At 39.8% G+C, this 14,497-nt stretch carries 11 protein-coding genes; all 11 read right to left on the bottom strand.

From position 1 onward, the window contains the following. Positions 1-92: 92 nt before the first annotated feature. Positions 93-1,112, bottom strand: coding sequence for a PEP-CTERM sorting domain-containing protein (locus CDG76_RS11085; RefSeq protein ID WP_094349073.1), 1,020 nt, complete (start codon positions 1,110-1,112; stop codon positions 93-95). A gap of 83 nt (positions 1,113-1,195) precedes the next feature. Next, positions 1,196-1,768, bottom strand: a complete 573-nt coding sequence (locus tag CDG76_RS11080) for a Uma2 family endonuclease (RefSeq protein ID WP_094349072.1) — start codon at positions 1,766-1,768, stop codon at positions 1,196-1,198. Between the two features lie 153 nt (positions 1,769-1,921). Continuing rightward, the gene (locus tag CDG76_RS11070; RefSeq protein WP_094349071.1) at positions 1,922-2,161 is read right to left on the bottom strand and encodes a type II toxin-antitoxin system RelN family antitoxin; all 240 of its coding nucleotides are present in this window, start codon (positions 2,159-2,161) and stop codon (positions 1,922-1,924) included. 222 nt (positions 2,162-2,383) lie between these two features. After that, positions 2,384-2,635: a hypothetical protein gene (locus CDG76_RS36060; RefSeq protein WP_190240821.1), complete on the bottom strand. Its 252-nt coding sequence runs from the start codon at positions 2,633-2,635 to the stop codon at positions 2,384-2,386. 138 nt (positions 2,636-2,773) lie between these two features. Beyond that, the gene (locus tag CDG76_RS11065) at positions 2,774-5,413 is read right to left on the bottom strand and encodes an NACHT domain-containing protein (protein WP_094349070.1); all 2,640 of its coding nucleotides are present in this window, start codon (positions 5,411-5,413) and stop codon (positions 2,774-2,776) included. Between the two features lie 69 nt (positions 5,414-5,482). Further along, positions 5,483-5,920: a hypothetical protein gene (locus CDG76_RS11060; protein WP_094349069.1), complete on the bottom strand. Its 438-nt coding sequence runs from the start codon at positions 5,918-5,920 to the stop codon at positions 5,483-5,485. 18 nt (positions 5,921-5,938) lie between these two features. Continuing rightward, complete coding sequence (locus CDG76_RS11055) at positions 5,939-8,962, bottom strand: hybrid sensor histidine kinase/response regulator (RefSeq protein WP_094349068.1); 3,024 nt, start codon at positions 8,960-8,962, stop codon at positions 5,939-5,941. Positions 8,963-9,116: 154 nt separating this feature from the next. Next, positions 9,117-11,927: a methyl-accepting chemotaxis protein gene (locus CDG76_RS11050; RefSeq protein ID WP_094349067.1), complete on the bottom strand. Its 2,811-nt coding sequence runs from the start codon at positions 11,925-11,927 to the stop codon at positions 9,117-9,119. A 61-nt stretch (positions 11,928-11,988) separates the two neighbouring features. Further along, positions 11,989-12,486: a chemotaxis protein CheW gene (locus CDG76_RS11045; protein WP_094349066.1), complete on the bottom strand. Its 498-nt coding sequence runs from the start codon at positions 12,484-12,486 to the stop codon at positions 11,989-11,991. 4 nt (positions 12,487-12,490) lie between these two features. Further along, positions 12,491-12,868, bottom strand: a complete 378-nt coding sequence (locus CDG76_RS11040) for a response regulator transcription factor (protein WP_069071198.1) — start codon at positions 12,866-12,868, stop codon at positions 12,491-12,493. A 62-nt stretch (positions 12,869-12,930) separates the two neighbouring features. Continuing rightward, complete coding sequence (locus CDG76_RS11035; protein WP_094349065.1) at positions 12,931-13,998, bottom strand: response regulator; 1,068 nt, start codon at positions 13,996-13,998, stop codon at positions 12,931-12,933. Between the last annotated feature and the right edge of the window lie 499 nt (positions 13,999-14,497).

Genomic DNA, 14,497 nt, shown 5'->3' with positions numbered 1-14,497 from the left:
TATGTCCGACTAATTGCCCATAAAATAATTAGCCCGTCTGTGCGGGCTAATTATTTAAACTATTCCTTTTACAAATTTATTTTAATAACTAATTATACCTTCGCCTTGCGAAATACTACTTGCTTTCTCTTCACTAGCCAAGCCAGACTACCAGCAAGTATAGTACCAGCGATCGCACTTGGTTCGGGTACTGGTTTCGATATAATAGCACCAGGGTTCAATATCAAAGTACCAGAGTTGATAGTTATGTTGCCTGCTGATCCTGAATTAATATTACCAGCAGCGATCGCCCTTGGTTCGGGTACTCTTCTCAAAATCAGGTTAGGAATTGTAATACTTATGTTGCCTGCTGCTCCTGAATTATTGCTACCAGCGTTAATTTGCCCAGAATTGCCGCTGGTGCTAATGGGAATCGTTACCTGACTACCAGTCACAACAACGCTATCGTCGGCTGTAATAGTTAAACTACCTGCTGCTTCTGAATTATTGCTACCACCCTTAATATAGAGGCTACCAGTAGAGATAGTTAAGTTGCCGCTAGAGGCAGTTAAATTGCCGCCGATGGTGATGCTATCGAGAGCCGTTACATTACTATCATCGATTCCCGTTAGTCCACCATTGATGGCCAAACGCTCGCTGTTGATAGTGCTATTGATAAGTGTTAGGTTACTATCTATATTCACATTGTCGCCGCTGATGGTGCTATTGGTAAACGTTAGATTACTAGAATTGTAAGCGTTGATATTACCAGCGATCGCAAGCCCAGAAAGGGTAACATTCGCAGCGTTAATGTCTAACACGGGGAAGTGATTATTGCTACTGATGGTAAGTAAGTTAGCACTTGGGCCATTAATAGTGAGATTTTTAGCGATGGCAAGTACCCCACTTGTCAGGGTAATTGTACTAGGATCACTTCCCAGTAAGAACTCTACCACGTCATTGCTAGCTGCAATGTTGATCGTATCTCGCAATGAGCCAACGCCACTGTCAGCAAGATTGTTAACCGTCAAAGTAGCAGCTTGTGCTGATTCCACTTGCATTATCACCCAACCCAGAGCAATGGCTGTAGAAATAGCTTGAGCAACAGCCTTTTTTCTATTGTTTTTTGTCACCTAAAACTCCTCGAATTAATTTTTCAAAATTAAAAAAATCTGGGATATTAGTCTTACATCTTTTACCTGAATATTAATCATCTTTATGAATTAATTTTTGTTGGTTTTAACCATGCAAAAACCTGCGTAACTGTTAAATTAAGTTGTAAAAAATCAGGTACAGGCAATACTTCATCTCCAGTCATCTCTATAGGTTGCTGTCCTGGCAAAAATACTAATACTAAGCGTTCATCTGGATCGATCAACCATCCCAATCGAGTACCGTGTTTTAGACAGTGAAGAATATTTATAATTACCTTGGTTGTATTCTGTTCTGGTGAAAGAATTTCAATTGTCCAATCAGGATAAATACCAAAGGTATTTTCAATTTCCCCGTTGGCATCAAAAGGAATCCGTTCCCAAGCAAATACACTCACGTCTGGTACAATCGAACGTCCACCAAAGGTACAGCGTAATTCTGGAAAAGCCAAAGCAATTTCTTGTTCTTCAGCAATTTGGCTAATTGCGTTACAAAGTTTTAGTTGTAGCCGGGAATGTTTGCCTTGTGGCATTGGTTTCTGGTAGATACGACCATCGATAAATTCACTAGCCGGTTCTGTTTCTGGCAGTTTGAGGAATTCTCCTAATGAAATTGATTTGTGCAGCGTGGTTGTCATAGCTGTGCAAATGCCATATTTGATTGGAATCTTAGCATTTTCTGTCTTTAGATTTTAGGTTGAATATGATTACTAATATTTCAGTACTTTTTCGCTAAAATACGCAGATTATGTTTAAATTTAGCAGTGGCTTCGACTTGAATCAAAGGTGGTTCACTCTGCATCAATACCTTCCCACAGTTGAGATATAGGTATAGTATTTCCGGTCATCGCATCGTACCAACCTTGACAAAAACTTTCACAGGCAGACTCAACAAGTTCATCATCCTCTTCATTCTCTTCCGTGATTAAGACAATGACTCGGACGCGGCTGTGTTTTGCTATAGTCAACGGCTTGTCTAAAGAAATTTGACCCCATTCGTTCACGGTTCCTTTGACTGCAATTGCTTTCATTGTCGTGAATCTGAGTTGTGCTGTTAATAGTATAGGACTTGTATATATAAGTTTTGCTTAAGCTGTGGTAACGATCGCATAAGCGTTTGCCACAAATAGATAAGGTCTGGTAACGAAACAACTTAATTGATAAGTTTTATTTAAGCTTTGTTAACGATCGCATAAGCGTTGTCACAAATAGATAAGCGTTCTTAACGAAACAACTTAATTGATAAGTTTTGTTTAAGCGTTGTGAACGAAGACATAAGTTTTGTCACAAAAACACAAGCATTCTGGACGAAACAACTTGTGTTCTGGACGAACGCATAAGTTTTCTGTAACAACGGACAAGCATTCTGGACGAAACAACTTGTGTTGTGAACGAACGGACAAGCATTCTGTAACAACGGATAAGCATTCTGGACGAAACAACTTGTGTTGTGAACGAACGGACAAGCATTCTGTAACAACGGATAAGCATTCTGAATCAAACAACTTGTGTTGTGAACGATCGCACAAGTTGTGGTGACGACAACAACTTTATTCCTAACAACGGCTTCTGTCTTAGTAACAAGTGGACAAGCTGTTGTTATCACGGCAACTTTATTTGTAACGTCGCTGCCGCAAAAGTACTTAAATTCTTGTAAAGAGGATTTTCTTTAAGCTCCGCATCGCACGAGCAACAAAATTATGCTGATGCCAAGCTTGATAAAAGGCTGGATAAGTCATAGTTTGGGTGCAGTGCCAAATTACCTGATAGCAATCTTTCCATTGCTCAAAGTGATTTTCATAAATTTCATCTGATAAGTACTTCTTTAAAGCGCTGACTACTGCCGTCATCTTCTCATATTCTGTTAAAGTTTCCCCTAAGCTAGATGCCGCTAGCTTACGGATATCTTCATCTTGAGAAGTAAGAAGTAATATCTCTAATACAGTAATAGCTATGGGAAGATTATGTTTGGTTATATTCTCTAAGCTAGATGCTGCTAGACTACGGATATCTTCATCTTGAGAAGTAAGAATTAACTGCTCTAATGCAGTAATAGCTTTAGGATTATAGTTCGCTATTTTCTCTAAGCTAGATGCCGCATTTAAGGGAATATATTCATCTGCAAAAGCAATGATTAATTGTATTAATGCGGCAATTGGTGTAAAATTACTTTTATCTATTTCTCCTAAACTAGATGCTGCTAAAAAGCGGGTATATTCATCTTGAGAAGTACAAATTAACTCCTCTAGCAGAGTAATAGCGTTGTGATTTTCTTTGGTTATTTTACCTAAAATAGATGTTGCTAAAAAACGGGTATATTCATTTTCAGAAGTATCTATTAAATTCTCTAATGTAGAAATTGCTATAGTATTATCTTGGGCTATTTTAACTAAGCTAGATGCTGCTAATCCAGGAATATATTCATCCTTAGAAGTACTTATTAATCCCAGTAATATAGTGATGGCTGTAGTATTATCTTTGGCTATTGCTCCTAAACTAAATATGGCTTGCTCACAAATTACTTCATCTTGAGAATTATTGATTAAATCCACTAATACAGCGATAGCTGTAGAATTATCTTTGTCGATTTCTCCTAAGCTATAAGCCGCTTGCTCACGAATTGCTTCATCTTGAGAATTATTGATTAATTCCTCTAATGCCGCGATCGCTTTTTTGCAATCCGTCTCTACAAGTACAGCCTTAGCCTTTTCTTCTATCTGTTTATCAAATGTGTGCCACTCCTGTTCTTTGGTATTGAAATAACCAAACCCATACTTAATAATTTGCGCTACTATTTCATCAGTTTTAGAATAGCACCTAAACTCGGCAATTCCTGCGGCTGCTAAAAAATAAGCGCGATATTCATAAAATCCTTTATGCACATTTACTCTATTCCACTTACCACATCCATCTTTAAAGTTTACTAAAGCATCGATAAACTGTTGCTTTTGCTGTTTGAGGTTTTCTTCTGGTCGCCCTAACCAAAGTAATATTGTTTGCTTCCATTGCGGTTCAAAGATGCGATAAGTTCCTTGACTGGGATTTTTAGGAACGTGGTTGAGAAAGAAATGCCAGTCATCAATTGCTTTAGCAGCAAAGTACTCTTGAAATGAGGCATGAAAGAAAGCGTAAACAGGTTTTCTATTTGTATCTATCCCTACACAGTTCAGCCAGCCGCGATTTAGTGCCAATTTCAACAGCGAATTTTCATCATCAGCATTCCCTAAAAACTGGCTAACAAAATCCTCCCGCAAGCGAAAACGGGTTGCTTCTTTATCTATTGCTTCTTTAGCTAATTCCCCCAATTTGACATTGAGTTGCTGACGCTGATTATAGTTTGTAGAAATTTCCTCTTTTTTCCACTTGTAGAAATCATCAACAAATTGCTGATAGAGTCCCGCTTGAGTATCCGGTAATTTGCCATCTCCTGATTGCCAATTCAAGCACAGCAGCGTCAACCGCAGAGGATTTTTCACTAAATCTTGAATCCGTTCCTTACCTGACTCTTTCAGGGCAGTACATAACTGCTTTCCTGTTTTGGGAATGGCAGTGAACCATTTGTGAATAAATCTCTCTACTTGTTCTGGATAAGAAAAATCTAAACTGCGATAAGTATCAAAATCATCAAGTGCATTAATACTGCCATCCCACAGATTAACCCGACAGGTCAGCACAATTCGCACTTGAGAAATTAACCTTTCTTCACGGAATTGTCGGGCAATTTCTGCGAGAGAATTACCTGAAGATGCGGACATTTCATCTAACCCATCTAGCAGCAGCCATACCTTATTTTGATTAAACAGAGCAACAAAATCATCCTTCAGTTGCCTAGTGACTTCAGCTTTACCTGTTTTCTCAGCCACCTGAGTTAACCAATTCTCGAACAGATAAGATTTTAGTTCCTTCTCCCGTAAATCTGCTAATGATACCCAAATGACAATCGACTGATCAATCTCACGAGATACCCAATCAGCAATCTGCTGTAATAGTGTTGTTTTTCCTGCTCCTGGTTCGCCAATGATGGCAATCCGCTTACCTTGACTTTTAGGCGTGTTCTTCTGTTTGAGAACTTCTTCAAGAAAAGCATCATGCTCAAATATTTTGGTGATTTCTGTTTCCTTGTACAGTTCTGAACCCTGTTCTGGAGAAGCATCACCCTGACGCTTGGATTGTTTTTTGCGCTCAACTAATCCTAGTGGTACGTAAACATCATCAACTTGCAGAGCGACCTCTTGATTTAACGTCAGAGGATTTGTAGTCAGCTTTCGCCGTCCTGCCAGCATTTCACGGCAGATTTCACGCCATTCATCGGGAGTTAACTTTGTCCCATCCTCCCGTGGAGACGACTGTAGTCAGCTAAACGTGACTGGAGCATTAAATTGATTGCCTTGGAAGAGATTCTTAATCTCATTTGCTAACTTTGCATTGTTGACAACTGAGGGGTGCGAGTTGATTTGTTCTACTAATTTTTTAATTTCCTTAGCAGTCTCAGACTGGTCGTTGTTGACTGCTGTTTCTACTTCTACAACAGCTTGAGCAATTTCTGGGTCTGCGTCTGCTGCTGCTTTGAGTTCCAGCACTGCTTGACCATAATCTAAACGCTGCGGTTCACTTCCCTCTACAGCATTGGTGAGTAATGGCGATTTATTCTTCTGGTGGAGTAATCCGATTAACTTACCACCTAGCGTCCATGTAGCATCACCAAGGTTTTCGCCGATTTTCTCTTGTGCTTTAGTCCAAAGCGTAGTTGCGATCGCAGTAGCAACAGCCGTCAATGTTACAGTTACCATAAATTCACCACAAATAAGTTAATTAGACTCTGCCTTTTCTGCGACAGGATGAATTATTTCCTCCAGGGTTTGCAATAACTCTTGCTCATTATAAGGTTTAGAAAAATAAGCCCGCGCTCCCAATTGCATAGCTAGTTGCCGATGCTTATTGCTACTACGAGAAGTCAGCATCGCAACTGGAATATTTTTTGTATCAACGTCTGAATTTACCTTACCTAAAAACCCATAACCATCAAGGCGAGGCATTTCAATATCACAAATTACTGCCTCAACCTTCAATCCACTATGGAGTTTTTCTAAGGCATCTTGACCATCTTTAGCTTGCTCTACTTGATACCCTCCTTTTTCAAGGGTCAGGGCTAAAAAGCGGCGTACATTAATCGAATCATCGACGATTAAAATTGTACCTTTTTGCTTAATAGATGCTGCTGATATTTTCTCTTCATCAAATATCAGGAACGGTGTTTTTAACCTTGCTGATGGTAATTGAGTTCCTCTCGGTGTCTTTTTATTTGTAGCAATCCAATACAGCAACTCATTAACATTAACTAGTGGCACAACTCGACCATCACCGAGAATTGTGCAGTTGCTGAAGCCTTCAGGTAAAGGTATATTTCCCTCGACTTGGCGAATCGCAACTTCTTGTTCGCCCCAGCAACGATCTATTTGGATTGCGACTGGCTGATTATTGCCTTTGACTACTAACACGCTGTTAGTACTAATGGCTGCCGGAATTTCTAACTCTGCGCTATCGTAGCGTAGGCAATTAAACTCTAAATAACGAGTTAAGCGAATCAGTGGCAGCATGGTTCCTTGCCAATTTAAAACTTCGCTACCAGCCATTTCAAAAACTCGATCGTCTTGGAGTAAAGATATTTCTGAAATGACATCTGTGGGAAATGCTAATAGAATTTTATTGATTTCTACCAGCAGAACTCGCGCAACGGAAAGTGTAAAGGGTAATGATAAAGTGAAGGTAGTACCAACTCCTGGTTCTGTATCAACTTTCACATCTCCTCGAATTAGTTTGAGGTTGTTGCGAACCACATCCATACCAACACCACGGCCAGATAATGCTGTAACTTGTTCGGAGGTAGTAAAACCTGGCTCAAAAATTAGTGATAACAGTTCTTCATCGCTAGCATTAGCAAGTAGAGAAGCATCTAATCCCATAGCTAAGGCGCGGGTGCGAATTTTCTCCAGAGAAATGCCCCAACCATCATCACGGATAGTAATGAGAGTGCGATTACTGCGGTGAGTAGCTGTAATTTCAATTAATCCTTGTTCTGGTTTACCCAAAAGGCGACGCGTGGCAGAGTCTTCGATACCATGATCGAAAGCGTTCCTTAATAGGTGCATTAAAGGTTCATTTAAAGCTTCTAAAATGCTGCGTTCAATTAAAGTGTTGCCACCTTCAATTTTTAACTGAACATTTTTGCCATACTCGACATTCAAATCGCGTAAAGCTCTGGGAAAACGTTCGATTAAATCGGACAGCGGCCGCATTCGGATGTGATTTAACTTTGTCTGTAACTGTTTTGATGTTTTGTTTAGTTTACGAGCAATATGGTCTGTATCATCTACACTGAGTTGCACATCTGTCGTAACTTCCTGTACCTGAACAATGGTTTCCATAACTTCCTGCGATCGCAGGTTTAATTCGTTATAGCGATCCATTTCTAAGGCATCAAATTGTGTGTTTGTACCTTCTACTTGATGACCATTTTCAGCTTGCAGATGCGCCCCATTCGACATGGTAGCTTGAGTGGAAATTTTGTCAGAAACTATACGTAATTCCTGGTTTTCGCGGTCGAGAATTTGGACTCTATGGTTGAGGTTGCGAACTAGTTTGCGTAATCTTTCTAATTGCGAGTTTAAGCCATTTCGCTGAACAATCAGTTCGCCAAATAAGTCATTAATTTGCTCTAGCTGCTTGCTAGGGACTCGGACGCTATTTTCATGAATTTCTCGTTCTTTACCAACGGCAACTGGCTCTCCTTTGCCTTCGCTAAATTTGGCATCGGGAGGATTCTCTTCTTTAGCAAATATTGTATTGTGTTCAGTTACATTGACAGCATTTACATCGTCGGCAAATTCTGCATCTACAAATGTAAAATTGGCTGCGATTGCTTCATCTTTAACCCAAGTTTCTGGAGTTATCTCTGCTTGCCAAACAGCTGTTGACACTACTTCTGTGTCAAGGACATCTGTGGGGAGAAGCTGTGGTATTACTTCTGCTGCTAATAGTGGCTGGGATTGTGTAGAACTACCCAAGTCAATTTCTGTAGGCAAGCTATCTAGCTGATTCGTCAGCACCAAAGCTTGCGATCGCCGCCATGCTTGCAATGCTAACTGGGCAATTTCGGGAATGCGTTCGCTACTAACAGTTTCCAAGTGCTGCGTTACCGACTCACAAAGCTTGCTAAAAGCTGGCAACTGGAGCATTTCTCCCAAACCACCTAATTCAGCTGCCAGAATCGTAATTTCTTCATGCAATCCGGCTTGTTGGCTATCTGCCAATATAGATTCTAGACGCTGCAAACACTCTTCTACTTCTGTGGCAAATAGCAAAGGAACAACGTCTTGCCCATCCTCTGGGGATAGCATAGTTGAGGCATCTTCTGGGGTGGGGTCGCCCAAGCGATCGTGCAACTCATCGAAGATGGGATAACAAAAAGTTGCTAACCACTGATCTTCGACAACATTCCCTTCTGCAAGCAATTCGACAATTTGACGCAGCCAGTCAACTCCAGATAGCAATAAACTTTGCAACTGAGTATCAATTTCTAAAGAATTTTTTTTAGTTTTTAAAACTTTAAAGGAATCTTCCAGACGGTGAGATAAATCACTGAGCGATTTAAATCCCATCATCCCCGCGCCACCTTTAATAGAATGAGTGGCCCGGAGTGCAGCATTGATTTTATCTAAATCGATGCGGTTACTAGTATCGATTTCCAGCAATACCCCTTCTAAGGTATTTAAGTAATCCGTTGCTTCTTCCAGAAACTGCATCTGGATTTCTAATTCTTTGTCTTGTAGCATGGTTTTTGTCCTTAGTCATTGGTCAATCAATTTTGGATTTTAGATTGCGGATTTTAGATTTTTATTTCAATCCAAAATCTAAAATCTAAAATTTGCATGGTCATTCGTCATTCATCACTAGCAAAGGACAAAGGACAAATGACAAATGACAAACTTAACTAACTTTGAAAGCCTCGACAGTTTCTTGCAACTGCTGGGAAATATCCACAGTTTGTTGCAGAGATTCAGAAACTTGGCGAGAAGAATCGCTAGTACGTTGTGATATAGCAGCGATATCTTTCATCAATTGGCTAACACTTTGTGATGTTTCAACCTGAGATGCAGTTGCAGTGGAAATCGACTGCACTAAGAAGTCAATTTGAGAAGATACATCCAAAATTTCACTCAGACTTTGTTTAGCTTCCTCCACAATTCGAGTACCTTCTACCACTTGGGTAGTGCCTATTTCCATTGCTTGCACTACTTCACTGGTTTCTCGTTGGATATTCTCAACAATTTGTTCAATTTCTTGGGTTGCTGCGGCACTCCTGACTGCTAGTTCGCCGACTTCTTCAGCCACTACGGCAAAACCTTGACCTTCTTCACCCGCACGCGCTGCTTCGATGCCGGCGTTAATGGCAAGCAGGTTAGTTTGAATCGCAATTTGGTTAATCAAGGAAACCACGCGAGAAATTTGTTGCGAAGACTCTCCCAAACGTTTCACTTTCTTAGCAGTTTCACCCACGGTTTCCCGTAAAGAGAGGATGTTTTGTACTGTTAAATCCATCGCGTGTCCACTCTTAGTAGCAGTGTGAGCAGCATGGTTAGCAATGAAGGCAGCTTTTTCGGCACTTTCGGCTACAGCTTTCATGGATTGGGTCATTTGGTCAACAGCATCAAGGGTGCGGTTGATTTCGGCAGCTTGGGTAAGTGCTTCTTCTGCTAGGTGGCGGATGGCTCCTTCGTTAGAGCCAATGGCACTATTTACATGGATGGCAGCTTGTTTAACTTGGGTAACAATATCCCGGAGGCTTTCCACAATGGAGTTGAAGAAGTCGGCAACAGTACCGATTTCCCCAGCCGTTACATCTGCACGCACTGTCAAGTCACCTCTAGCTGCACCTTCTACGTCATTGAGTAGTTGTAAAAGTTGTTGTTGCAGTGTTTCGTCTGACCCACTTACAGTTACATTTCTGACTTTTTCTATCTCTTCTAATAACTTGGCTTGTTCTAAGGCATAGCCGACTTGAGTTGCTATCTGTTGAAACAAGTCAATTTCCGGCTGTTGCCAAACACGAGGAGTTTCGCAATGATGAGCAATTAATAAGCCTAAAAGTTTTTCTTGGGCAAGAATCGGTACAATTAAATGACCTTTGACAGCAAATTTTTCCAACAGTTGGATGTAACCGTCGGCATTTTTCAAGCTTTGGTCTTGATGAATATTTGCAACCGCTTGCACCTCTCCATCACGATCAGTTTCTAGATAATGTTCCCGAAAATAGGGGTCATCAATTTGCACTCCTAGCATTTCCGGCCAATTACCAGTTACCGATTCCGCAACGACAACGCCAGCCGAAGTACCTGGATTCAGACTATAAATGATTACCCGGTCTGTTTTGAGGATTCGCTGAACTTCTTTAACTGCGGCGTGATAGATATCTTCAGTTTTGAGAATTTTCCGAATCCGTAGGGTAATATCTGCTAGTAATTTTGCCCCTTCAACGTCTACTTCCTGTTGCTGTTCTTTAACTAAGACCTGCAATTGTTCAGCCATCAGGTTGATATTTGCACTCAATACCCCTAATTCGTCTTCTCTTTCAATTTCCAGACGGGTATTAAATTTACCTTGACTTAACTTTGCTAATGCCGCAGTTGCATTGAGAATTGGCAGTGTAGTCAGTTTAGCTAACCAAGATGCGATCGCACCCACAATCAATGCTGTCACTGCTGTACCGATGGCTATAATCCACAACAATTGTCTTTGCGGCTCAAATACAGTTGCCGTGTCTGTAGCTAAAAGTACCTGCCAGTTTAAATCAGGTAAACCATCTATCGTACTAGCTGGTACATAGCTAACTAGTTCTTGTTTTTTGTCAGTTTTGGGAACTTCTATAAAACTATCTACCTTTCTAGCTGCTAGCAGTTTAGGTAAATTAGAATACTCTCCCTTGGCCTCTTTCCCCAGTAATTCCTTTTGAGGACTCAAGAAAACCGTTCCTGAAGCATCAAGCAAATAGTATTGTTGTCCGTTGGCTACGTAATTTTTGATTACTTCTTCTAAAGATTTTACGGGCATACGTGCTTGTACCACGCCAATGGTTTGACCCGTTCTTGTCTCTTTCACAGGTGCAGCTAGATAAATACTCACGACACCAGTATTTTTTGCTGCTTCCGGTTTGCTGATGACAGGAGTCTCTTTTTGTAAAGCGTCTTGAAAATAGGTACGGTCTTTTTGATTTTCCAGGGGTTCGCCTGTAGACTGCACAATCAAGTTACCTTGGCGATCGAAAACAGCAATGCTGTCATAAGCTTTGTAGGCTTCAACAACCCGATCTAAAACTGCTTGCTTTTCCTGAGTACTAATACTAGCTTGAGAATTTGTCAAAAATAGCAAGTTTGATATTACCTGAATATCTCCGTAGCGTCCCAGCATAAAGCGGTTAACTTTATCACTTAAGCCAGTGGCTTCGGCTTGTTGAGATTGGGTAATTTGCTTAGTAATAGATTTGTTGGCAAAACCAAAAGCGATCGCACCGATGCCCAAAACTGGTATTGTACCGATTGCGATCGCTAAAATAGTCGCTTTCTTAACTAATCCCAGCCTTGTAAAATAGGCAATCCCCTGATTCCAAGAAGAACTATTAGCACTTTCAGTAGTCAGCTTAGTTGGTAGCTTTACTACAGTTCCCATAGCTTTTTGAGATGAAATCAGTGATGCTCGATTTTGAGCGCTATTACCTTGATTTGTGTTGGTTTTATTAAACATAAAAGTAGTTCTCCTAAGTATGTGAATAAGAACACTAAAAAGCTGTTTTTAGTAGTAAACCCTAATCACTGCGGAGAATAGAAGATTGCACAATCGCCTGTGCATCTAATACCAGTAATATTTCTTCCTGTTGCACAACGCACCCACATAAATAAGGAACTAAGCTGGATGTCACTTGTCCTATAGGAGAATGAATATCATCAACTAAGAACTTGGTTGTACCTTTTATTTCTTGTACAACTAATCCCAACACCAATGATTCCACTTGGATAACGATCACATTGTATTGTCGCAGTCGATAATCTAGGGATTCTAAATTGAGCATTCTTGGTAAATCAATTACCCAAATTATTCGACTCCGCCAATTCATTAATCCTAATATGCAGGATGGCATATTCGGTATTGACGTAATAGATTCAACAGGCACAAGAATTGCTTCTTGCGTATGCTTCATTGATAAAACAGCAGTAGTTTGTTGATTTAGCTGAAACTTCAGATAACTATCTGCTAAATTATTCGGGATTGGTTTTGAAGAAAGAGTAATGTTTGTACTAGTCATTGATTCAAATTACCACTGATTTAATAGTACGTAGGAGATGTTCGCGGGTGTAAGGTTTAGTTATATAGGCATCTGCACCTTGTCTCATTGCCCACAAACGGTCAATTTCTTGATTTTTAGAACTACAAACCACAATCGGCACCTTTGCAGTAATCGGATTTCTTCTCAAAGAACGACACAATTCAAATCCGCTCATTTCTGGCATTACTACATCAGTAACGATCGCATCTGGTTTTTCTAACACAGCTTTTTCTAAACCCTCTTTTGCACCACTTGCTTTAATTACGTTGTAACCACTCTCTTTGAGATAATGGCTCATTAATTCCAATTCACTGGGAGAATCTTCTACAATCAAAATTGTGCCAAGCAAAGTCAGGCTCACTATCAAATCTCCTAAAAAAATAAATTAAACATATTTTATTATTTTTATTTGCCTTATTCCAATCAACCAAGATGCTTAAAAACCATTTTTAGCAATTCTGATTGTGTAAAAGGCTTGGTCAAATATCCTGACGATCTGACCATTTTAGCCTTTGCTCTGTCGATAAATCCTGTTCTACCAGTCACCATAACGATCGGTGTATTTTTAAAAGCTGAGTGTTTACGTAATAAAGAACATAGCTCATAGCCATCTAAACTTGGCATTTCAACATCTAGCAAAATCAGATCGGGCTTACTCCGTAGAATTTGCATTAAAGCTTTTACTGGATCGTTGATCGTTACAACTGAAAATGTGTTTTCATCCAAAAAGTGCTTAATGGAATTCAAAACTGTTTGGCTATCATCAATGCAGGCAATTGTATATAGTTTTTTGCCAACAGGTGGCTGAGTAGTTTTATTATTCTCAGGAATATCAAAATTGATTGGTATTGGCAGTTTTTGCCCAAGCTTTATTTGCAGTTGTGGCTGAACTTGAGACGATTGTGTTGTAGAAAAAACTTGGGAATTCGCACCAGCCGGAATTGATGACTGAATATTTTGCCGATTTCGTAATTGCTTTTGACAGTGTTCAACAAGCAACCGTAAATCCAGGTGACAGAACTTTGGTTGTCCGTCCAAAGAGCTTTCTGGACTGAATTCATAACTACCTTCTTTTAAACACAGAAATGATTCCATTACTTCTTTTGCCAATTCGTCTATCAGGCTTCCTGCTTGCACAGAGGTAATATAGTCCTGATTGACTAACCAACAAATAGCTTGGTAATCCGCATTTGGTATTGATTGATGTTCATTCTTCGTCTCAAACATCAGCCGCATCTGTACGCGAGTGGCACTGTTGAGAGCAGGAATTTGCTGACTCAAGCGCCGTAAGTGACTGTCAAGGCGCTCAAATAGTTTATCTGAATAGGAGGCATAAGTAAGTTTACCGTCCTCTAGATAGATTGACCAAGAAACTATCCCGGTAAATACGCTTAAGCAACCCGTAGCACGCCGACTTGTTAATTGTGCCAACAGAGATAGCGGATGTAGTTTCTGGAACAACCTGTAGCTACCTATAGGAGTTGTGCTCATTTTGCTTTTACTTCAGCTAAAATTCGATACGTGTAAGCTAAATTCGTGTAAAGTTATTCCACAATTAAAATCAAGTAAAAAGCATTAAACTTTTGTATTTTAAAGTACATCTGTTTACATCTAGGTTTGTGGTGAAACTCAACGAGAGTAGCGTTATTTTCAGATGAGCAAATCTTAGTAAATTCGTAAATTGTGATTAATCTACTTAGTGTTACTGAAATTTATCAACATCTTTCGAGAAATAAGACATAAAAATGTCAAGACTAGATGAAGCCACTTTCCATTGAGTAACCCCAATCTGACCACAGGAATAATACTGATTTTATTGATGGTAATATCTTTGAACTTCTGTATTTACACTTAAGTAAAATATATTTTTTAAACAAGTAAGAACTATATGAAGACACTCTTCATTAAATAACCCCATTGTGACTACGGGGATAATACTGATTTTTTGACAAAAATGAAACAGAATTCAGAAGGGCTTGTAATTATACCA

This window comes from Nostoc sp. 'Peltigera membranacea cyanobiont' 210A (assembly GCF_002246015.1).
Classification (GTDB): domain Bacteria; phylum Cyanobacteriota; class Cyanobacteriia; order Cyanobacteriales; family Nostocaceae; genus Nostoc.
Note: the sequence above shows the minus strand (reverse complement) of the source record. Positions and strands in the feature narration are given on the sequence as shown.